Source organism: Arthrobacter sp. zg-Y1110, from assembly GCF_025244865.1.
Classification (GTDB): Bacteria; Actinomycetota; Actinomycetes; order Actinomycetales; family Micrococcaceae; genus Arthrobacter_B.
This window is the reverse complement of record NZ_CP104272.1, coordinates 1,110,249-1,131,452: the sequence shown is the minus strand read 5'-3', so window position 1 is coordinate 1,131,452 and position 21,204 is coordinate 1,110,249. Positions and strand designations below refer to the sequence as shown.

At 65.8% G+C, this 21,204-nt stretch carries 21 protein-coding genes; 3 read left to right on the top strand and 18 right to left on the bottom strand.

Annotated elements, in window-relative coordinates; genetic code table 11:
* Positions 1-20 precede the first annotated feature (20 nt).
* Positions 21-854 (bottom strand): IclR family transcriptional regulator, encoded by an 834-nt coding sequence (locus N2K99_RS05210; RefSeq protein ID WP_227934529.1) that lies wholly within the window; start codon positions 852-854, stop codon positions 21-23.
* A gap of 161 nt (positions 855-1,015) precedes the next feature.
* On the opposite strand from N2K99_RS05210, the gene hutH reads away from it, so the two are divergent.
* Together hutH and N2K99_RS05200 are read left to right on the top strand one after the other, a co-directional pair.
* Positions 1,016-2,593: a histidine ammonia-lyase gene (hutH, locus tag N2K99_RS05205; RefSeq protein ID WP_227934528.1), complete on the top strand. Its 1,578-nt coding sequence runs from the start codon at positions 1,016-1,018 to the stop codon at positions 2,591-2,593.
* 91 nt (positions 2,594-2,684) lie between these two features.
* Positions 2,685-2,984, top strand: coding sequence for an acylphosphatase (locus tag N2K99_RS05200; protein ID WP_227934527.1), 300 nt, complete (start codon positions 2,685-2,687; stop codon positions 2,982-2,984).
* A 252-nt stretch (positions 2,985-3,236) separates the two neighbouring features.
* Here N2K99_RS05200 and N2K99_RS05195 read toward each other — a convergent pair whose 3' ends face one another.
* From N2K99_RS05195 to N2K99_RS05155, 9 genes are all read right to left on the bottom strand, one after another.
* Positions 3,237-4,148: a hypothetical protein gene (locus tag N2K99_RS05195; protein ID WP_227934526.1), complete on the bottom strand. Its 912-nt coding sequence runs from the start codon at positions 4,146-4,148 to the stop codon at positions 3,237-3,239.
* Positions 4,149-4,331: 183 nt separating this feature from the next.
* A complete protein-coding gene (locus N2K99_RS05190; RefSeq protein ID WP_227934525.1) occupies positions 4,332-5,456 on the bottom strand; it encodes an FAD-binding oxidoreductase in 1,125 nt (374 codons plus the stop codon).
* Entirely contained in the window at positions 5,446-6,243 is a 798-nt protein-coding gene (locus N2K99_RS05185; protein ID WP_227934524.1) for a protein phosphatase 2C domain-containing protein, read from the bottom strand. The genes N2K99_RS05190 and N2K99_RS05185 overlap by 11 nt, the downstream gene beginning before the upstream one ends.
* A gap of 4 nt (positions 6,244-6,247) precedes the next feature.
* Positions 6,248-7,147 (bottom strand): aminoglycoside phosphotransferase family protein, encoded by a 900-nt coding sequence (locus N2K99_RS05180; RefSeq protein ID WP_227934523.1) that lies wholly within the window; start codon positions 7,145-7,147, stop codon positions 6,248-6,250.
* A 116-nt stretch (positions 7,148-7,263) separates the two neighbouring features.
* On the bottom strand, positions 7,264-8,781 hold the full coding sequence (gene gatB / locus N2K99_RS05175; RefSeq protein ID WP_227924395.1) for an Asp-tRNA(Asn)/Glu-tRNA(Gln) amidotransferase subunit GatB: 1,518 nt from the start codon (positions 8,779-8,781) through the stop codon (positions 7,264-7,266).
* Positions 8,782-10,284 (bottom strand): Asp-tRNA(Asn)/Glu-tRNA(Gln) amidotransferase subunit GatA, encoded by a 1,503-nt coding sequence (gene gatA / locus N2K99_RS05170; protein WP_227934522.1) that lies wholly within the window; start codon positions 10,282-10,284, stop codon positions 8,782-8,784.
* Between the two features lie 8 nt (positions 10,285-10,292).
* Positions 10,293-10,589: an Asp-tRNA(Asn)/Glu-tRNA(Gln) amidotransferase subunit GatC gene (gene gatC / locus N2K99_RS05165; RefSeq protein WP_227924393.1), complete on the bottom strand. Its 297-nt coding sequence runs from the start codon at positions 10,587-10,589 to the stop codon at positions 10,293-10,295.
* Positions 10,590-10,811: 222 nt separating this feature from the next.
* Positions 10,812-11,306, bottom strand: a complete 495-nt coding sequence (locus N2K99_RS05160) for a GNAT family N-acetyltransferase (RefSeq protein ID WP_227924392.1) — start codon at positions 11,304-11,306, stop codon at positions 10,812-10,814.
* 119 nt (positions 11,307-11,425) lie between these two features.
* The gene (locus tag N2K99_RS05155) at positions 11,426-11,926 is read right to left on the bottom strand and encodes a TraR/DksA C4-type zinc finger protein (protein ID WP_227934521.1); all 501 of its coding nucleotides are present in this window, start codon (positions 11,924-11,926) and stop codon (positions 11,426-11,428) included.
* 149 nt (positions 11,927-12,075) lie between these two features.
* Here N2K99_RS05155 and N2K99_RS05150 point away from each other — a divergent pair, with 149 nt between their 5' ends.
* The gene (locus N2K99_RS05150) at positions 12,076-12,828 is read left to right on the top strand and encodes a bifunctional 2-polyprenyl-6-hydroxyphenol methylase/3-demethylubiquinol 3-O-methyltransferase UbiG (RefSeq protein ID WP_227934520.1); all 753 of its coding nucleotides are present in this window, start codon (positions 12,076-12,078) and stop codon (positions 12,826-12,828) included.
* 155 nt (positions 12,829-12,983) lie between these two features.
* Here the strand turns inward: N2K99_RS05150 and N2K99_RS05145 are convergent, their stop codons facing one another.
* From N2K99_RS05145 to N2K99_RS05110, 8 genes are all read right to left on the bottom strand, one after another.
* A complete protein-coding gene (locus tag N2K99_RS05145) occupies positions 12,984-14,939 on the bottom strand; it encodes an HNH endonuclease signature motif containing protein (RefSeq protein ID WP_227934519.1) in 1,956 nt (651 codons plus the stop codon).
* Positions 14,940-15,189: 250 nt separating this feature from the next.
* Positions 15,190-16,041: a phosphotransferase gene (locus N2K99_RS05140; protein ID WP_227934518.1), complete on the bottom strand. Its 852-nt coding sequence runs from the start codon at positions 16,039-16,041 to the stop codon at positions 15,190-15,192.
* 26 nt (positions 16,042-16,067) lie between these two features.
* Positions 16,068-16,862: an inositol monophosphatase family protein gene (locus tag N2K99_RS05135; RefSeq protein ID WP_227934517.1), complete on the bottom strand. Its 795-nt coding sequence runs from the start codon at positions 16,860-16,862 to the stop codon at positions 16,068-16,070.
* A complete protein-coding gene (gene ligA, locus N2K99_RS05130) occupies positions 16,859-19,120 on the bottom strand; it encodes an NAD-dependent DNA ligase LigA (protein WP_227924386.1) in 2,262 nt (753 codons plus the stop codon). Before ligA ends, N2K99_RS05135 begins: the two co-directional genes overlap by 4 nt.
* 219 nt (positions 19,121-19,339) lie before the next feature.
* Positions 19,340-19,645 carry a pore-forming ESAT-6 family protein gene (locus N2K99_RS05125; RefSeq protein ID WP_227924368.1) on the bottom strand — a complete coding sequence of 102 codons (306 nt, stop codon included), beginning with the start codon at positions 19,643-19,645 and terminating at the stop codon, positions 19,340-19,342.
* 68 nt (positions 19,646-19,713) lie between these two features.
* Entirely contained in the window at positions 19,714-20,049 is a 336-nt protein-coding gene (locus tag N2K99_RS05120) for a hypothetical protein (RefSeq protein WP_227924367.1), read from the bottom strand.
* Positions 20,050-20,309: 260 nt separating this feature from the next.
* Complete coding sequence (locus N2K99_RS05115) at positions 20,310-20,615, bottom strand: pore-forming ESAT-6 family protein (protein ID WP_227924368.1); 306 nt, start codon at positions 20,613-20,615, stop codon at positions 20,310-20,312.
* A 68-nt stretch (positions 20,616-20,683) separates the two neighbouring features.
* Positions 20,684-21,019 carry a hypothetical protein gene (locus tag N2K99_RS05110; RefSeq protein WP_227924367.1) on the bottom strand — a complete coding sequence of 112 codons (336 nt, stop codon included), beginning with the start codon at positions 21,017-21,019 and terminating at the stop codon, positions 20,684-20,686.
* Positions 21,020-21,204 lie beyond the last annotated feature (185 nt).

Here is a 21,204-nt window from a genome sequence, read left to right as displayed (position 1 = left end):
GACCGTAGCCCCCGGGCGGTTCAGGGTACATCCGCCCCGGTGGTGACGTCTGGGATGCCAGACACATTGGAAGCAGGTTGCGGCCGGGCACCGAGCCGGCGGGAAAGCTCTGCGGCGCACCGCAGCAGAGCGGGCAGGACCTGGTCCGCCAGAGCCTCGATGCCCGGTACCGGTGCACGGTTGGGTGCGGTCAGGGTCAGGCCGGCAACCGCATGCCCGGAGCGGTCCGGCACGGGCACGGCAATGGAAGAGAATCCCTCAGTGACTTCGTCCTCCTCCCAGGCATAACCGCGCCTTCGGACCTCTTCAAGCAGGCCCGGCAGGCGGGTACCGCTGCTGCGGGAGGACCGCACCGCCCCGGGGTCCGGGTAGAGCGCGCGCAGCTGTGCACCGGTCATCCCGGCCAGCAGGACCCGGCCGCTGGCAGTGCGGTGTGCCGGAAGCCGGATGCCGGCGTCGGTTACCAGCGGCTGCTGGCGCGGAGCCCGTTCCTCAATCACGTAAATCACGTCCGTTCCCTGCAGCACTGCCAGATGCGCGGTGAAGCGGGTCTGCGCCACCAGCCGGCGCAGCGGGAACCGGGCAATGCGCTGCAGCGGAGCCTGCCGGGCATAGCCGGTGCCCAGTTCGTGTGCCGTAGCGCCGAGGGCATACCGGCGTTCTTCCGGCAGGTGCACGGCAAACCCATCGCCTACCAGTGCTGCGAGCAGGTGGTAGGTGGTGGAGCGAGGCAAGGAAAGGTCCCGCGCGACGGCGGACGCACTGACCGGTCCGGCCTGTTGTCCCAGATAGCGCAGGATGGCCAGGACCTGGGCTGCGGCCGGGACCTGGACACGGGTATAGGCGGCGGGCATGTCCAGAGTCTAGGCCAGTGTCTGGGATCCCAGAAGCCGAATCTGCCCGGGTCCCTCCCCGCACCGGATTGAAAGGGCAAGATGGATAGCAACCACCGGCACGAGCAGGCCGGGCACCTAAGCCCGGACCGCCAAGTTGCCGAAGCGCAGGAGGAATAAGCATGCAGGCAAGGGACAACGTGGGCACGGCCGCCGTGGAGCTGGGGGTCGGTCCGCTCTCCGGCGAAGATATCCTCGCCGTCGCCCGGCACGGGGTGCGGGTGTCGCTGGCTCCCGAGGCCCTGGCTGCCCTGGCCTCCTCGCGCGGGGTCATCGAGGCCCTTGCCGCAGACGACAAGCCGCACTACGGCGTCTCCACCGGGTTCGGTGCCCTGGCGGTCAAGCAGATCCCGCCGGAGCAGCGCGTCCAGTTGCAGCGCTCGCTGATCCGCAGCCACGCGGCGTCGTCGGGCTCCGAAGTGGACCGGGAGGTGGTGCGTGCCCTGATGCTCAACCGCCTGGCCACGCTGGCCACGGGCCGGACCGGAGTGCGTCCCGCCGTCGCACTGGCCTACGCGGGGATACTCAACGCGGGCATCACCCCTGTGGTCGGTGAATACGGGTCCCTGGGCTGCTCCGGAGACCTTGCTCCCCTCTCCCACTGTGCCCTGGCGCTGATGGGTGAAGGGGAAGTGCGCGACGCCGGCGGGCAGCTGGTGCCCGCTTCGACAGCGCTCGCCGCGGCCGGGTTGGAACCGGTGGAGCTGCAGGAGAAGGAGGGGCTGGCCCTGATTAACGGCACGGACGGGATGCTGGGCATGCTGACCCTGGCCATCGCGGACCTGCACCGGCTGCTGGCCACGGCGGACCTCGCCGCGGCCATGAGCGTGGAGGGCCTGCTCGGCAGCGACAGTGTGTTTGCCGCCGACCTCCAGGCGCTGCGGCCCCAGCCCGGGCAAAGCGAATCAGCCGAGAACATCCGCTCGGTCCTGTCCGGATCGGCGTTGATCGAAGAACAGAAGACGGGCGGATTCACCCGGGTGCAGGATGCCTACTCGCTGCGCTGTGCGCCCCAGGTTCATGGCGCCGCCCGCTCCACGCTGCTGCATGCCGAAGCCGTGGCAGCAGCCGAGCGGGCATCGGCCATCGACAACCCGGTGGTGACGCTGGACGGACGGTTGGAGTCCAACGGCAACTTCCACGGCGCCCCGGTGGCCTATGTGCTGGATTTCCTGGCCATCGCCGTCGCGGACGTGGCCTCCATGAGCGAGCGGCGCACCGACCGGTTCCTGGACCGGTCCCGCAGCCACGGCCTCAATGCCTTCCTCGCCCACGACCCCGGTGTGGACTCCGGGCACATGATCGCGCAGTACACGCAGGCCGGAATAGTCTCGGAGCTCAAGCGCCTGGCGGTGCCGGCATCAGTGGATTCCATCCCGTCCTCCGCTATGCAGGAGGACCACGTTTCCATGGGCTGGGCGGCGGGGCTGAAGCTGCGCCGGGCACTGGACGGACTGACCCGGGTACTGGCCATTGAGCTGCTGACCTCGGCGCGGGGTCTGGATATGCGCGACGGCGGCACGGCCACTTCCCGGAGCGCTCCCGCAGTGACGGCGGCACGGGCCGTGATTCGGACCGTTGTCCCCGGCCCCGGTCCGGACCGGTACCTTGCCCCGGAAATCGAGGCTCTCAGGGTGCTCGTCGACGGCGGCTCCCTGCTGGCAGCCGTGGAGGCGCAGCTGGGTACCCGCCTGCACTGATTTTCCCTCCGAAGGAACTCCCCGCCGTCCGGAGGCGATCCCTCGGTGCTCCCCCGGCGCTACGCTGTGCAGATGGCGCTACGCTGTCCAGATGAATGAGCAAGAGCATCCGGAAGGAACTGCCCGCCGGCTGACGGCCCGGATTACCGGGGAGGTCCAGGGTGTCGGATTCCGGTACCGCACCCTTCGGCAGGCCGTGCAGCTTGGCTTGACCGGTGTGGTCTCCAACGCGGCGGACGGATCCGTCCATGTGGTGGCCGAGGGCAGGGAACCGGCCTTGGACGGACTTCGGGAATTCCTGCGCGGCCCGAAGGCACCGGGCGTGGTGGCCGACGTCGAAGAATCCTTTTCCCCGGCCACCGGAGAATTCCGCGAGTTCAGCGCCGAATAGCACAGTCGATTACTGCACTGCCGGGTTGCTTCCGAGCACCGGGCCGCAAGACCTGCGGGTTAAAAGGGAAAACGCCGGCAGACTTGGGGCTGGTTGGGGGAAACAACCCTAGTCTGCCGGCGTCCGGACCGGTCACTACTCGGTCCATTCATCACTCGCACCCTTATGAGGTACTAACGACGATAAACGGCCCGTCTGGGTAGGTGCTGAAGACAACCTGACAACTACCTGAGTATGCGGCACCGCTGAAGATCAGGCGGCGACGAGCTGACGCGCGACTGGACCACCGGGACGGGCTGCACCGGCGGAGAGACCACAGGACGGTGCGCTTGTCTGGCGGGGAAGAATTTCCTGCTGAGCCGTGCGGATCCCGGGCATGCTCATGCCGGTCTCGGAGTGGGCAGCCTTCGCTTCCGGAGCCGTGGCTCGTTCGGGCTTCTTGGTTCCGGCCGACCCGCTGTTGGAGGCCTTCCCCCCACCGGAACCCTTCCCTGCCGACCCCGGCTTCTTGCCGCCGGTGCTCTTTTTCGGAGCAGTGGAGGCCTGGCCGACGGTGCCGCGCGAGCCGTTGTTGTTGGCGGGGCGGGACTTTGCAGCCTGGGCCTTCTTCGGCTGGGCAGGCTGTTTCGGAGCAGCCTTCTTCTTGACGGCGGACTTGTTCACGGCGGACTTGTTCACAGCGGACGTGCTGCCAGTCGACTTTCCGGGAGCAACCATCGCAGCGGCCGCAGCGGCGGACTTCTCGGCGGCCGCGGCAGAGGTCATTGCAGCCGTCCGTGCCGTCAGGGCGGCAGCCACGTCCAGGGCATCCACCGTCTGGGGCATCCGCACGGATACGCCGGGGCGGCCATGCGGCGAGGCCGGACGGAGAGCGGCCATGATTTCTTCTGTCGCTGACCGCGTGGTGTCCACGAACACGGCGGCGGCGCTGTCATCGGGTGCGGCTTCAACCCGCTCGCGTGCGGCCCGGTTGAGGACGCGGTAAAGCGCCGAAATGACAATCAGCAGGGCCGCACCCGTGCCGTAAAGAAGAATCAGGGAAAAGGCGAGCGACGTGGTCCCGCCGGAAAAGAAACCAATGCCGATAACGGCAGAAATCAGCCACAGCGTACTAAGAATTTCCAGGATGGAACGAACCCGGATGTAAAGCGGACGCTGCTGCACGCCAACAAATTTTGGCGGCAAGAAATCTGGCACTGAGACTGACCTTTCGGGCACCGAATTTTTAATGCATTCGGATTTTTGGGAACGCGGTTGTTACTACAACTCTAGGCATGTCTCGGGAACCTAATGACCATACGCGCGCACCTTGGCTGATTCGTTACGCGCCGACTGGTGAGACTTTCGTCACACTTGCACCCGGGCGGGACTAAGGGCCTTCCGGGCATCATTTCCCCCGGTCTCGGCAAGCAGGATTCCCGCTGCCAGCTCCGCGATGGCGGACGAGGTCTGGAACCCGTATCCGCCTTGTCCCGCCAACCAGAAGAACCCCGGCACAGCCGGATCCCAGCCCGCTACGGGCAACCCGTCGGGCGCCTCCGTCCGCAGCCCGGTCCAGGCCCGGGCAACCCCTGTGATGCCCATGGTTGTGACACTGTTCACCACCTCCACGAGCGCCTGCACATCCGCGTTCCGTGGCCGGGCATCCTCCGCCACGCTTGGTTCACTCTCCGCCGGCGAGATCAGGACCTGCCTGCCCTCCGGCCTGTAGTAGAACCGGTCAGAGGCGTCAGCCACCATCGGCGCACCGGCTTCCAGCGGTCGCTCAACCTCGACGACGGCGGCGGTGCGGCGATAAGGCGTGAGCCGCAAGGGATGCGCCCCAAAGATACCGGCGAGAGTGTCCGCCCAGGCGCCGGCCGCGTTGACCACCGTGGAAGCCTCGAAGCGCATGCCCGGTGCAGACACCTTCCATCGCGTCCCCTCCCGGGCCTGCCGGGCCGCTTCGACCCGCTGCCCGGTAATGATCCTTCCCCCCGCTGCCAGCAGCCGTGCCCGATGGAATTCCAGCAGGGCGTCCGTGTTGCAGGACACCGAGGTGGTATCCAACCCGGCGGCGCTGAAAGTCTCCGGCCGCAGCTCCGGCGCCAGCCCCAGGGCTTCAGCCGGCATGACCGGATGCATGTGGGTGCTTGCCCTGTCCCGCACCGCCTCTTCATCCCCGATCAGCAGGAAGCTCCGCGGCGCCAGGATCGGCTCGGACAGATCTGCTTCCGCTGCCCGAATCAACGCCAGGGTACGCAGGGTCAGGTCCTGGATAAGGGGCGGACCGTAGCTGGGGATCAGCTGCCGGGCCGAGCGCGAAGACGTGTGGTAGCCCAATGTCGGTTCAGCTTCCACCAGGACAACGCCGCCTGCCCTCCCCCGGGTTTCCGGGGATGCCGCCAGCCGAGAGGCTACTTCGGCGGCCAGGGACAGGCCTGCAATTCCTCCGCCGATCACCAGGACGTCGCAGGAAATGTCAGCGGTCATGGAAGGTCCTTTCCAGGGTAAGGATGGTGGCATCGTCAGCGCTTTCGTCCAGCTCTGACTGCAGCGTGCGCAGGGCCAGCAGCATCTCCTGGGCGGGGACTGCGGAGCCTGCCGCGGCCAGGAAGCCGCCCGGCCCGTCGACAACGCCCAGATCCACTGCCCGCCACGCACCGTCGGAGGCAAGCACTACCCGCCGTGCCGGGCCAAGCCGGACAGTGCGTGCCTGGTACGCGGCTTCTGCTTCCCGCCGGGCCACCCACAGCCGTCCGGGAGTATTGCGCAGTTCCCGGTCCAGCACCCGCAGCTCGCGTTCCCGCACCGGGTCCGCCGAAAGTTCGGTGCCGATCCGGATATCGGCAGGTTCGTGGGTGACATGGACCAATGAGCCGTCCTCCAGTTCCACCACGGCGTGGCAGTCCGCCAGTGTGAGGATCTCCACGCCGTCCCCGGTCAGCTGCGCCAGGCACAGGGCAGCAGACGGGAAGCGGATCCGCTCCTCGCCGGCCAGGGTGCGGGCCAGCTGGTCCATCCGGGTCAGGGCGTCGGCCAGCACCTGCGGGGCGGGTGCAACACCGGCCGCCACCGCGGCATCCGTCAGCAACAGGTCGAGATTCCGGGCATACCAGGCCGGGTCCGAGGGGCCCGGCAGTCCGAGCTGAGGCAAGAGGGCACTGGCGCCGTCGATCACCCAGGCAGTGGCGCCCGCGTAGCCGCAGGTGTCCTCCTGCACGTGCCCGTCGCCTTCAGTGGAAATCCGGACGGAGTGCTTCCAGCTGCCGGCCGCCACCGGGCTAGAACCTCTCCCGGTCGCCGGTGAGGATCTCCATCAGGGTTTCCGAGCCCACCAGGTTCAACCCGGGAGCGTCATCGGAGTTTGCCAGCAGAATGGTGGCAATGCAGAGGGCCCAGCCGCGGGCCCGCTCCCAGATATAGGGATCCCCGTCGTATTGCGGGCCAAGGGCGGCCCGGAACGCGCGCCTGCCCTCTGCCTCGAACACCAGCCAGGCGGTGGCCAGATCAGTGGCTGGATCCCCAGCTGTCATATCACCAAAGTCGATCACGGCCTGCAGGGCGTTGTCCTTGGAAATGAGGTTCGCGGAATGCAGGTCCCCGTGCAGCCACAGCGGCGGTCCGGGCCAGGCAGGGAGTTGCTGCACCTGGTCCCAGAGTTCCCCCACCCGGGCGGCATGCGGCACCATGCCGCTGTCCAGTCGTTCCAGCACGGAGTCATACCGGCTGGACAACGGCCCCCCGCGGTACGGGTTGCGGGGGTAGTCCGATGGCGCCGGGCGGTGGAATGCGTTGAGGAACCCGGCCAGTCCGGAGGCCAGGCACACGTTGCGGTCCCGCGGCTGCAGCGAGACATCCTGCCCGTCAAACCAACTGGTGATGCTCCACGGCCAGGGGTAGAGCGCGGAGGGCGTGCCGCAGAACACGGGGGCCGACGTCGCGACGGGCACATCTGCGGTCAGGTCCGGCAGCCACCGCTGTTCGTTCGCGGTCAGCCCTGCGGCGGAGCGGCGGCGCGGCAACCGGATGGCGTAGTCGGTGCCCAGCCGGTAAATGTGGTTGTCCCACCCGCTGCCCGCTGACCGCAGGTCCAATTCGGCCAGATCGGGCCGCTGTTCCTGCACCAGCTGACGGACCAAAGCCAGATCGGCGGAGATATCAGCTGCGGGAAGGTTGGCCATTTCGAAAGCCTACCCGGCAGCTGTGTCTCCGGTCACCTTGAGGAAGCTCCCGCTTAAACGGCAGGACCCCGGCAGGCACAATGCCTACCGGGGTCCCCCGTCAATCTCTCGCTGCGTTAGCCCTGCACGCCGAGGCGTTCCAGGATCAGCTCGCGGACGCGGCCGGCGTCGGCCTGCCCGCGGGTGGCCTTCATAACGCCGCCCACGATGGCGCCGACGGCCTGGACCTTGCCGCCGCGGATCTTGTCCGCGACGTCCGGCTGGGCCGCCAGTGCGGCGTCGATCGCTTCGAGGAGGGGGCCGTCGTCGGACACCACGGCCAGGCCGCGCTTATCGATGACTTCCTCCGGGGTGCCTTCGCCGGCGAGGACACCGTCGAGGACCTGGCGTGCCAGCTTGTCGTTGATCTTGCCGGCCTGGACCAGGCGGTCCAGTTCCACGATGAGCTCGGGCGTGACGCCTACGTCCACCGGATCCACTTCGGCTTCCTTGGCGCGGCGGGCAACCTCACCCATCCACCACTTGCGGGCAACCTGTGCGGAAGCGCCGGCGGCAATGGTTTCCTCGATGGCTTCCATGACTCCGGCGTTGACGACGTCGCGGAACTCGGCGTCGGAGTAGCCCCAGTCTTCCTTGAGCCGCTTGCGGCGCTCGGCCGGCGGCTCGGGCAGGCGGGAGCGCAGCTCTTCGATCCATTCCGTGGTGGTGACCACGGGCAGGAGGTCCGGTTCCGGGAAGTACCGGTAGTCGTCGGCGTCGGACTTCGGCCGACCCGAGGTGGTGGACCGGGTGTCCTCGTGCCAGTGGCGCGTTTCCTGGACAATCTCGTTGCCGGAGTCCAGGACGGCGGCGTGGCGCTGGATCTCGAAGCGCACGGCGCGTTCGACGGCGCGCAGTGAGTTCACGTTCTTCGTTTCCGAACGCGTGCCGAACTTTTCCTGGCCGTACGGGCGCAGCGAAACGTTGGCGTCGCAGCGGACATTTCCGCGCTCCATCTTCGCGTCGGAGACACCGAGATTCTTCACGATTTCCCGGATGGCTGCCACGTAGGCCTTGGCCAGTTCAGGGGCACGCGATCCGGCGCCCTCGATCGGCTTGGTGACAATCTCGACCAGCGGCACGCCGGCACGGTTGTAGTCCACCAGGGAGAAGTCGGCGCCCTGGATGCGGCCGGCGGCCCCGCCCATGTGGGTGAGCTTGCCGGCGTCCTCCTCCATGTGCGCGCGTTCGATCTCGACGCGGAACACGGTGCCGTCTTCAAGCTCAATGTCCAGGTAGCCGTCGTACGCGATGGGGTCTTCGTACTGGGAGGTCTGGAAGTTCTTGGGTGTGTCCGGGTAGAAGTACTGCTTCCGGGCGAAGGTGCAGGATTCTGCAATCTTGCAGTTCAGCGCCAGGCCGATGAGGATCGAGTACTCCACAGCCTTCTTGTTCACCACCGGCAGCACGCCGGGCATGCCCAGGTCCACCGGGGTGACGGCCGTGTTGGGCTCGTCGCCGAAGATGTTCGGGGCATCGGAGAACATCTTGGTTTTGGTGTTCAGCTCCACGTGGACCTCGAACCCCAGCACCGGGTCGTACTTCTCCATGGCCTCTTCGAAGGACAGGGTTTCATCCTGGATATGGACGGACATTTACTTCACTCCTCCGAGTACGGGTGCCGAGGCCAGCAGCGGGCCGCCCCACTTCTGCTCGAGCAGGCCCTCCAGGGCTGCGCCGGCACGGTAGAGGCGGATGTCTTCGCGGGCCGGGGCCAGGAACTGGATGCCGACGGGCAGTCCGTCGGACAGGCCGCCGGGGATGGAGATGCCCGGCACGCCGGCCATGTTGGCCGGGATGGTGGCGACGTCGTTCAGGTACATGGCCAGCGGATCGTCCAGCTTTTCACCGAGCTTGAAGGCCGTGTTGGGCGAGGTCGGGGAAATGAGCACGTCGGCCTGGGCGAACGCGGCGTTGAAGTCGCGCTGGATCAGGGTGCGCACCTTCTGGGCCGAGCCGTAGTAGGCGTCGTAGTAGCCGGCGGAAAGGGCGTAGGTTCCCAGGATGATACGGCGCTTGACCTCGTCGCCGAAGCCGGCGGCACGGGTGGCCCCCATGACACGTTCGATGGTCAGCGGCGGCTCGGCGGGCAGCTCGCGCATGCCGTACCGGACGCCGTCGTACTTGGCCAGGTTCGAGGAGGCCTCGGACGGCATGATCAGGTAGTAGGCGCCGAGGGCGTACTTGAAGTTGGGGCAGGACACCTCAACGATTTCCGCGCCCGCATCCCGCAGCATGTCCAGGGACTCGGTGAAGCGGGCCTGGACGCCAGCTTCGTAGCCTTCGCCCTGGAGTTCCTTGATGACGCCGATCCGCATGCCGGCGACGCTGCCGTTGCGGGCGGCGTCGGCCAGTGACCCCACGGGGTCCGTCAGGGAGGTGGAGTCGCGCGGATCGTGGCCGCCGATGAGTTCCTGCAGCAGGGCAGCGTCCAGCACGGTGCGGGAGACCGGGCCGATCTGGTCCAGCGAGGAGGCCATGGCGATTGCGCCGTAGCGGGAGACGCCGCCGTAGGTGGGCTTCACGCCCACGGAACCGGTGACGGATGCCGGCTGGCGGATGGAGCCGCCGGTGTCGGTGCCCAGCGCCAGCGGAGCTTCGAAAGCGGCGACGGCGGCTGCGGACCCGCCGCCGGATCCGCCGGGAATGCGGTCCAGGTCCCACGGGTTGCGGGTGGGGCCGTAGGCAGAGTGTTCCGTGGAGGAGCCCATGGCGAACTCGTCCAGGTTGGTCTTGCCGAGCATCGGCAGGCGGGCGGCACGGATCTTCGAGATCACCGTGGCGTCGTAGGGGCTCATCCAGCCCTCGAGCATCTTGGAGCCGGCTGTGGTGGGCTGGCCCTTGGTGACGATCAGGTCCTTGATGGCGATGGGGACGCCGGCCAGTTCGTGCAGTTCCTCGCCGTTGGCGCGTGCCTTGTCGACCTCGGCGGCAACCTGCAGCGCCTCATCGGTGTTGACGTGCAGGAAGGCGTTGATGGCGCCGTCCACCTCGGCGATGCGGTCCAGGTGGGCCTGTGTGACCTCGACGGCGGACACTTCACCGGCAGCCAGCTTGGCGGCCAGTTGTGCGGCGCTTGATGTAATCAGTTCACTCATGGAAGCTTTTACTCCTCATCCAGGATGGCAGGGACCTTGAAGCGGCCGGCGGCGTTGTCCGGGGCGCCGGACAGTGCTTCTTCATTGGTCAGCGTCTGCCCCACAACGTCTTCACGGAAGACATTGACCAGCGGGATGGGGTGGGAGGTTGCCGGGATGTCCTCGCCGGCAACTTCGCTTACGGATTTGATCGAATCCACGATGACATCGAGTTCGCCGGCCATCTTGTCCAGCTCGTCGTTGGTCATCTCAATGTGGGCCAGCCGCGCCAGATGCGCCACAGCCTCACGATTGATCTCAGACATGAGTCTCCCATGCGTCTTTTAGGAACGTTTTTCGGCTTTACGCCGGTATCCGTTCCAGTCTACGGCGTTTCGGGGCAGGGCATGGAGGCCGCCGCCACACCCTGCCGGCACGCTGCCACACGCTGCCGACGCTGCCGACGCGCTGCCGACGCTGCCGACGCGCAAAAGCCGTCCCGCCGCCGTCGGGCACCGGGACGGCCGGGGCCGCGTACTGATGAAGGACTAAACGGCCTTGCGGAACACCCAGAGAATGTAGTCTTCGCCGGGAACGGTCCAGTCCCGCTCCGGAGCCCGTTCAAACCCGCAGGACAGGTAGAGGGCATGGGCGTTCAGCATGGTGGTCATGCTGGTGAGGCTGACCGCCTCGATACCGTCCTTGTTCCGGGCGTAATCGACAATGGCGTTAACCATCGCGCGGCCCACTCCCCCGCGCTGGAGGGTCGGATCCACGGCGAGCATCCGGAATTCCAGTTCGCCTTCAATCGCGATGTCGGTGTAGGGCTGGCCCGCGTAGGTGATTGCGGCGGAGGCAGCCACCTTGCCGTCGAGCTCTGCTACCCACAGTTCGGTGTGCTTGGCGCGGTCCTCGACGTTTTCCAGTTCCTTGACATAGGGGTTGTCGGCCTCGATGTGATTGCCGTGCAGGTAAGCCTCACGGGTAATCCGGCGGATGTCGTCAAAGTCAGCCTCGGTGGCAAGCCGGATGGTGATGCTCATGCGTGGTACGAGTCCTTAAGATCTTGGTTGAAGTGCACGTAGATTCTATCCCCGCCCCGCCGCGGTTCCGGACGGCGGTGAGGAGGCGCACAGGTTCAACCGCACCGTCGGCGGCGCGATTACCTCCGGCGGACTGAAGCGCACTCCACGCAGAAGCGGGTTTCGGGGCGGATTTCGAGCCGGGCCGTCGGGATCGCCGTCCCGCAGCGTTCGCAGATGCCGTAGCTATCGGTGTTCAGGCGTTCCCGTGCCTCCATCAGTTCAAGGAGCGAGGTTTCCGCTGCGGCCAGCAGTGCCACCTCGTTGGCCCGTTCTACGGAAACCGTGGTTCCTTCGGGATCGTGCTCGTCGTCTGCCGGAATGTCCTTGGCGGCCAGGGTGACTTCGCGGATCACGGCCGTAAGCGTACTGATCTGCTCGCGGGCGTGTTCCATCCGCTCGTCGATCAGGCGGGCGAAGTAGCCCGCGTCCAGTTCCGGCGGGGTCTGTGGTGTGGGGGTCTGCGGCGCGGGCGTCTGCGGGGCGGGCGTCTGGGTGGTCGTCGCCTGCGGGGCGACCGCTACTGGCTCGGGCGTTCCGCGGATGGTTTTGCGGGGGGCCGTGGGTGCTTTCTTAGGCATGCGTTTTCCTCCTGTGAGTCGGTGCTGCACGGGATGCATCGGGAATAAATTATCCGACGTCGGAGTGTGGAAACGGGCCCCGCAGGACGGTCCTTTCCTCAGGGCTTAATCCCGGTAAGATTCGGCTCAACTGTCCGAAATCCGGGGGAATGATGGTTGACACGTTCTACAACGAGCCGCGGTTGGTGGCTCTCTATGACGAAGACAATGCCGGGCAATGGGACACCGACTTTTACGCCGGTTTGATTGGCGATAAACCGCTCCGCATCGCCGACGTCGGATGCGGTACCGGCAGTTTCGCCGTGCGTCTGGCGCAGGCGGGCCACACAATGACCGGCGTCGATCCGGCCTCCGGCATGCTGGAGATGGCGCGGTCGCGTGACGGCGGCGAACTGATTACGTGGCTGCAGGGTACCGCCGCGGATCTGCCTCCGGGTCCGTTTGATGCTGCCCTGATGACCGGGCATGCGTTTCAGTGCCTCCTGACGGAGGCCGAGATCCTCGAAACGCTGACGGCCGTTCGGTCGCGGCTTGTGCCCGGTGGCACCTTCTATTTCGAGACCCGGAATCCTGCGGCGAAGGCCTGGCTGGAGTGGGACAGCGGCAATGCTGGCCCGTCGGTCCAGGAATCTTCTGCGGGAACTCTGGAGGTGGAGTGGGAGCTGATCTCGGTGGAAGGCCAACCCGACGGCGCGTTGGTCACCTTCGAGGACCGCACCGTCTTCCGGTCCGACGGCGAGCGGTTCGTCAGCCGCAGCACATTGAAGTTTGTTCGGGCAGAGGTGCTGAAGGAGCTGCTGGATCGGGCCGGGTTCGGCTTCGTGGACTGGTACGGAGACTGGGAGGGCGGGCCGTTCATGGAAGCGTCCAGCCGGGAGATCATTGTGGCCGCGCGGCGGTAGCCCGGGAGTAGGTGCCGCTAGCTGTACTGTCACGTTCTCGGGGCGCGGGGGCAGGGGCAGGACGTTCCCCCAACGAGGCACCGCCCGGGCAGGACGTTCCATGGCCGCGCGCGATTCGTTTGGCTCAAGATCGCCGGGATCGACGTCTGGGCGGCTCAGAATGGTGCTGGTTCCTGATTGGGTTCGGCCTGCACATAATCCTTCCGCAGGTGGTCCAACTGCCCATGGTCCTTTCGCGGGTCCGATGCTGTGTCCGGTGGTCCAAGTTCCAGAAACGGCTCTGTGCGGTAGACCCGGCCGGTAGGCGAAGTCCACTCGATCACTCCGGGGGTGGGTTGGGATGCTTTCCAGAAACCCAGCGTCTTGAACCGGTGGTGGCGTCGGCAAAGGTGCTCCAGGTTTCCATGGTCGGTGGGTCCGCCTCGGGCCCAGTCGACGGTGTGGTCGATATCCGCATTTGCGGTGCTGACCCGGCAGCCGGGGAACCTGCAGGTTCCATCCCTTGCCCGGAGCCATCGGCGGAGTCCTGCCGGGACTTTTCTGCGCCGTCCCACGCCCAGGATTTCACCTGTCTTTGGGTCCTGGGCCAGTCCGGTCCAGCCGGCGGCGTTGCGGGCGAGCCTGCGTGCCGCTTCGGCACTGATCGGACCGTAACCGTGCAGTTCAGCCGGCTGGTCGTCAGCTCCGAAGAGGGTCTCTGCGTTGATCAGGACCATGATTTCCGCCCGAGGGACGATCCCCTCGTCCGGCCCGGTTGGGCGATCGTGTGCGCCCTCGGGGCCGCTGCCAAGACCGGTTCCGTCCGCGTCCCGGGCGGCTGCGCCAGTGTCATTCCTGGTGTCGCCGGTGCCGGGTCGGGTTCCAGTCGCGTCTCGGGTTCCGGTCGCGTCTCCGGTTCCGGTCGCGTCTCCGGTTCCGGCCTCGTCCCGGGCGGCTGCGCCAGTGTCATTACTGGTGTGGCCGGTGCCGGGTCGGGTTCCGGGCGCCGTAAAAAGTCCCCGGCTGCCGCCCATGAGCAGCTGCGCCAGAATATCCGCACGCAGCTGGTCCGTGGTCCGGGAATCCCCTCCCGCCTGCTCACCCCGCGCCGCAGCGCTTAGCGCCGTATAGATCTGCTGCGCTTCCGCTGCACGCAGATAGGCCGACAGGCAGGACATGCCGTCCTCTTCCCGGTCCAGGGTGACCTTGCGCTGCTCGAACGCGGTCAGGTGCCGTGTGCTGACGGTCTCCGGATAGCATTTCTCCCGCAGCCGGCGGGCCTTGGCGGAGAACTGGGACCGGGTCTGGCCCTCCGCAGCCTTCAGCAGGTCCGCTTCGAACCCGGGGAGTTTCTCCGCAGGAACGTTCTGGCACTGGTCCAGCACCATTTGGGCGTGCTGGTAGGAAAGGCGTCCCTCTTCCAGCCCGGTCAGGGTTGCCGTATGGGAAGTGCACAGGCTTATCGCTTCGCTGAGGAGCCGCTGTCCGGTGACCTGCGGGACATTCAGGATGGTCGCGCATTCGGAAGCTGCGAGGCTGAAGGCCAGCCCCGGGTCGATCCATTTGAAAGCGGCATACATGTCGTCGCGGAAGAGCTCCCCCATCCGGTTGACCAGGCGGGCTTCCTGCGCCTGCATCCAGGACATCAAATGCGCCATCCGGGACAGGGCCTCGGCGACCGTCTGCGCATCAAAGGCTTCAACGTTCTTCAGGGCCAGCGTTCCGGTGAAACCGTCTGGGAAATCGGAGGCAGAACTATCGGCTCCGGAGGCACCGGCATCAGTGGTCTCGCCGTCAGGATTGAGGTTGGTGGCGGGAGCTTCGGGATCGGCTGGCTCGGCAGAGGAGGGGCCGGCATGAAGAGGGCCGGCATCGGGAACGGGATTCTCGGTTGACTGGGCGCCGGCCTCGGCGTCGTTCTCCGAAGTGGCAGTGGAAGTGTCGGCACCCGCGCCAGCGGTCCCGTCAGGCTTGGCAGGCTCGGCAGGCTCGGAGGTGGCCAGTTCAGCCCGGTACACCGACAGGGTGCAGGCCGCACTGGGCGTATCTGTTTCCCCAGTGGTGCCATCCGGCTGCTGGTCTTTACTGCCCTGCTCTTCGGTTGTCGGTTCGGTGTTCCCGAGCTGATCCATACCTCAGGATTTCATCCGGCACTGACATTTCCGGTCCAAAAACAGGCCAAAACCGGCCCCTTCGGAAACGGAAAATACCCGTCTTTCGAACGCAACTACCTACCCACAAACCAAGCCCCTGGCGGCGCTGAGCCAAACCCGTTCAAACCCCGAAACAGCACCTAATGACCTCCTCCTGGCAGGGTTGGCGGCGATGAAGGAGCGCTTCTCAGGCTGCCTCGTCAAACTCACTCCGGTCATATGAGCCGTTTCAGAAGTTCCCCAGCGCTTCCCGGAGCATCCGGTGGCCTTGTTCCTCAAACTTATGGTCACCGAATTGGTACGCCCAGGCAGCGGTCGAAACAGCTTCCCTCAGCAGCGCTACGTTCCAGAGTTCGCTGTCTCTGAAGTCTGTACCGTAGCCCTCGAAAAAGGCGGCCTCCAGATGGCTGCGAGACCTCCATTGCTGCACCGCCAACCGACAAAGGTCGGTCATGGCAGGACGGAATTCGAACCGGCCAAAGTCGATGATCCTCAACTCGCTGCCGTCCATGAGCCTGTTGCGAGGTTGCCAGTCACCATGGGTCGGAACGAGAACCACCGGCTTGGGCCGATAGGCGCCGAGAATGGCCCCGGCCTGTTTAACGTGGGATTTGGAAATGCGGTGCGGCTTCTCCAGCCAAGACAACGCTTTGGCAGTGGACCGCACCTCATAGTCGACGTCAGTACGCGCAGTTTGCTCATGGAATATCCGCAAAAGATTGCCGGCCTGCCGATACGTTTCCGTGTCGTATTCAGCTGCGGTCCCCTCAACGAGAGAACCTTCCAGATACTCCGTGACCAAGGTGTTTTCGGAACGGTCCGACTGTACGAGCATGGGCGCACGCTCCAGCCGCGCCCACACGCTGACCCAGGACTCGTGGGCGTCTATCTCGCGGCCGATGTGGTGGTTGGAAGGCCCGGCAGCTTTGATGACGTACCTGCGCTGTGCGTCCTCTACTTCAAGGACCGCGGTATCCAGTAGCTTCCAGGAGAGATCGGTAACGAGACGCACCCCCGGGAGCCAAGCCTCGACAAGTTCAGCCTGCCGCGCGCTCAGCCGGTTCCGATGCCAAGATTCCATCCCAGCAGACTAGCGTCCGGGGACAGCTAGCCCAGAAGCGCAGCCCCGGCGACAGTGACGGCGTCGAGCCGCTCGGCGTCGTTGGCAGGCTGCGGCGGACGCTGGACAGGCACACCGGCCTCCTCGGCAATCAGGGCACCGGCTGCGTAGTCGTATTCGTTGAGACCGCGCTCGATATAGGCGTCCAGGGAACCGTCCGCCACCATGCACAGGTCCAATGCCGCGGACCCCAGCCGTCGCACATCGGCGAACTGCCCGGCCAATTGGGGCAGGGCCGCGTACTGCTCCGACCGCACGCCGGCGTCATAGGAGAACCCGGTGCCGAGCAGCTTCCCGACCCGCTGCGGATCGGGACCGATTAGCTTCCGCACGCTGCCGTGCTCAGCCAGCCAGGCGCCATGCCCGCGGGCCGCCGAATACACGCGCACCAGAGCAGGAGCGTGGACGACGCCGGCCAGCCACTCGCCGTCGTCGTTCACCGCTGCCACCGAGGTGCCGTAATAGACGATGTCGCGGATGAAGTTGGTGGTGCCGTCCAGCGGATCGATGGACCAGCGGATGCCGGAGGGATGCACCGGGACAGCCGGCTCGAGCTCCTCCCCCAGCACTGTGTCGTGCGGGCGCAGGCGGGCCAGGACTTCCCGAACCGCCACCTCGGCTGCGGTGTCGAAGTCGGTGACCCAGTCGCCGTCGGCACTCTTGTTCACCGCATTGAGTCCGCCGGCCGAGCGCTGTGCCAGCACAGCGGCACCCGCTGCGGCAGCCTCGCGGGCCACTTCGAGCAGTTCCAGCGGGTCCGCCGCGTCGGGCAACGGCATCATTCGGACTCCCCGGCCAGCGCGGACTCCGGCTCAGGTTCGGGTAGCGGGCCGCCCGGCACCGATCCCTCGGCCAGCAGCGTGCGGAAGCCGTCTTCGTCGATCACGCGGACACCCAGCTGCTCTGCCTTGTCCAGCTTGGTGCCGGCGTTCTCCCCGGCCACTACATAGTCGGTCTTCTTGGAAACCGATCCGGAAGCCTTGCCGCCGCGGGTCAGAATCGCTTCCTTCGCCTCGTCGCGGCTGAAGTTGGGCAGCGTGCCGGTGACGACGACGGTCAGGCCCTCCAGCGTCCGCGGCACGGATTCGTCGCGCTCGTCGGCCATCCGCACCCCCGCAGCAGCCCAGGCGTCCACGATCTCGCGGTGCCAGTCCTCGGCGAACCATTCCTTCAGCGCGGCGGCGATCGTGGGGCCGACGCCGTCGACGTGCGCCAGCTGCTCTTCCGTGGCGGAACGGATGGCGTCCATGGAACCGAAGGCACCGGCCAGGGCGCGTGCCGCCGTCGGGCCTACGTGCCGGATGGACAGCGCCACCAGGACCCGCCACAGCGGCTGGGCCTTGGCCTTCTCAAGCTCCGTAAACAGCTTGTGCGTAGTGGCACTGGGCACGGACGGCTTCTTGGCGGTGCCCTTGGTGTAGAAGTACGGCACGAGTTCGGTCCCGTCCACCACGCCCTTCACCCGCTTCGGCCGTTCGATCCGCACGTCCGCCAGGTCTTCGATCTTCAAATCGAACAGACCCGCTTCGCTGCTGAGCGGCGGGGTTTCAGGCTCGGCCGGCGAGGTGAGCGCGATGGCCGCTTCCCAACCGAGCGCCTCGATGTCGAAGGCACCGCGCCCGGCCAGGTGGAACACCCGCTCGCGCAGCTGCGAAGGACAGGACTTGGAGTTGGGGCAGCGGATATCCACGTCCCCTTCCTTGGCCGGCTTCAGCTCCGTGCCGCAGGAAGGACAGTGGGTGGGCATCACGAAGTCGCGTTCGGTGCCGTCACGGAGTGCGACGACGGGGCCCACGATTTCCGGGATCACGTCACCGGCCTTGCGCAGCACCACGGTGTCGCCGATCTTCACGCCCTTGGCCTTCACCACGTCCTGGTTGTGCAGCGTGGCCATCTCCACCGTGGAACCTGAAACCAGCACCGGCGTCATCATCCCGTACGGCGTGACCCGCCCGGTGCGGCCGACGTTCACGCGGATGTCCAGCAGCTTGGTATTCACTTCCTCCGGCGGATACTTGTAGGCCACGGACCAGCGCGGCACACGCGAGGTATTGCCCAGGGCCCGCTGCAGGGAAAAGTCATCGACCTTGACCACAATGCCGTCGATTTCGTGGGAGAGATCGTGCCGGTGCTCGCCGTTGTCGGCAATGTACTTCAGCACTTCCTCGTAGGTGTCCAGCACCTTGTAATAGGGCGACGTCGGCAGTCCCCACTGCTTCAGCAGTTCGTAGGTTTCGGACTGGCTGGCCACGTTGAGTCCTTCGCGCGCCCCGATGCCGTGCACGTACATGCTCAGCGGGCGGCGGGCGGTGACTTCGGGGTCCTTCTGCCGCAGGGAACCGGCGGCGGCGTTGCGCGGGTTGGCGAAGGGGGCCTTGCCCGCTTCCACCATGGTTTCGTTCAGGTGCGCGAACTCCTTTGAGGGGATGAAGACCTCGCCGCGGATTTCCATTTCCGCCGGGAGGTCCTCGCCCTTGAGGGTGCGCGGGATGGAGGCGATGGTGAGTACGTTGTGGGTGATGTCCTCCCCCGTCGTGCCGTCCCCGCGGGTGGCGGCCCGGACCAGTTCGCCGTCGCGGTAGAGCAGGTTGACCGCAAGGCCGTCGATCTTCAGCTCGGTCAGCCACTTGATCTGCGCACCGGGGGCAATGTTGGCCACGGAGGACTCGGCCTTGCGTACCCAGGCGTCGAGCTCGTCGAGGGAGAAGACATCCTCGAGGCTGTACATCCGCTGCAGGTGTTCCACCGGCGAGAACGCCGCGGATACTTCGCCGCCTACCTCCTGGGTGGGCGAGTCATTGGTGACCAGCTCCGGGTGCAGCGCCTCGATCTCTTCCAACCGGCGGTACAACCGGTCGAACTCGGCGTCCGAAACCAGCGGTGCGTCTTCGTTGTAATACGCGAAGCGGTAGCGGCGCACCTGCTCGGAGAGCGTCCGGTACTCCTCGCGCAGGTCGTCTGCGGGCGGGGTGTCCGTGCTGACCGACTCGACGGCGGCTTCTGTGTCCGTGGGTTCCGGGGATGTCTTGGCTGTGCTCACCTAACCAATCTTGCCGTATAGCGCCCGGTTGCGGGAGTTGCGCGGGACGGCGACGCCGGACGTTCGGTCCGGCATCGGGATCGCCAGCCAAACAGGTCCATGGCCTGGATGAGGCGAACCCGAGCCGTACTCGCCGCCCTGGCCTCTGCCTCAGGACCCGAACGTCGGAGCCAACCACTCCGTTGGACCAAATCCAGGCCGCCATCCTTCAGGCAGTAGTTAGCCGATGTTCTGCACGGCGGACTTCGCCCGCGCACCCGCACCCGCAGCCGTCTCATCATTCTGCGACAGCGTCTGCTTCACCAACGCAATAATGTTCCGCGTCTCGTTGGCCGCGTTCCGGAAACGGTTCTCCACCGCCTGGTAATCCTCCGACACACCATCAGCCTGGAAATCCGACATAGCCGCATTCACGGCCTTTTCACGCTCACCGATCAACGACTCCAGCCGGGCAACAATCGACTGGATATCCCCCTGCACCGCAGAGGAAGTATCAGTGTCATAGCTCAAACGATCCTGGGACATGGCAAATCCTTTCAACACCGGCACCCACGTGCCGGAAAGCAACGGAACTAAGAAAAGGGACAGAAGAACTAGCGCGAGGAACCGAAACGCGCCGAGTCGAACGACGCCGAGCCCTGCTGCTGGGCCGCGTTGTCCGCAGCCTCCTGGTCACCGGTCTGGAAGTGCCGGTCCATCTCCGACTGACCCATCAGGATCGCCGAGAGGGAGCTGTTGAGCTCATTGGCAACCTCATCCGTGCGGGCCTTGAACTCGTCAAACTTCACCCGGCCGGCACCGTTGAACTTGCCCTCCAGCGGCGCCGCAGCCTCCATCAGGCTCCGCACCAGCTGCCCCAGATCCTCATTGGAGGAACCCGTCTGCTGCGTCAACGTCCCAAGGGTCGAAGAACCCATATCAAACTTCATGGCAAACCACCTTTTCGGCACCCCTCGGCGCCCTCGTCCGAACTGTTCCCCCGAGCAGCCGGACGAATTCACCCAAAGGTAAATCCCGTTCCATTTGCCGGTAACCCCCATCAAACCCACAGAAACCAACCCGGTCAAGGAAAACACATGGGCAGAACTACCCATCGGGACTGCGCTCGGCTAAAGGGCCGGCAGGGGGTCGGGTTAAAACGACAACGGCGCCGGACCCAGTCCGACGCCGTTGTTTTGGTACTCAGCAGTTAGCCGATGTTCTGCACGGCGGACTTCGCCCGCGCACCCGCACCCGCAGCCGTCTCATCATTCTGCGACAGCGTCTGCTTCACCAACGCAATAATGTTCCGCGTCTCGTTGGCCGCGTTCCGGAAACGGTTCTCCACCGCCTGGTAATCCTCCGACACACCATCAGCCTGGAAATCCGACATAGCCGCATTCACGGCCTTTTCACGCTCACCGATCAACGACTCCAGCCGGGCAACAATCGACTGGATATCCCCCTGCACCGCAGAGGAAGTATCAGTGTCATAGCTCAAACGATCCTGGGACATGGCAAATCCTTTCAACACCGGCACCCACGTGCCGGAAAGCAACGGAACTAAGAAAAGGGACAGAAGAACTAGCGCGAGGAACCGAAACGCGCCGAGTCGAACGACGCCGAGCCCTGCTGCTGGGCCGCGTTGTCCGCAGCCTCCTGGTCACCGGTCTGGAAGTGCCGGTCCATCTCCGACTGACCCATCAGGATCGCCGAGAGGGAGCTGTTGAGCTCATTGGCAACCTCATCCGTGCGGGCCTTGAACTCGTCAAACTTCACCCGGCCGGCACCGTTGAACTTGCCCTCCAGCGGCGCCGCAGCCTCCATCAGGCTCCGCACCAGCTGCCCCAGATCCTCATTGGAGGAACCCGTCTGCTGCGTCAACGTCCCAAGGGTCGAAGAACCCATATCAAACTTCATGGCAAACCACCTTTTCGGCACCCCTCGGCGCCCTCGTCCGAACTGTTCCCCCGAGCAGCCGGACGAATTCACCCAAAGGTAAATCCCGTTCCATTTGCCGGTAACCCCCATCAAACCCACAGAAACCAACCCGGTCAAGGAAAACACATGGGCAGAACTACCCATGCGGCCGGTGCCCGCGGATA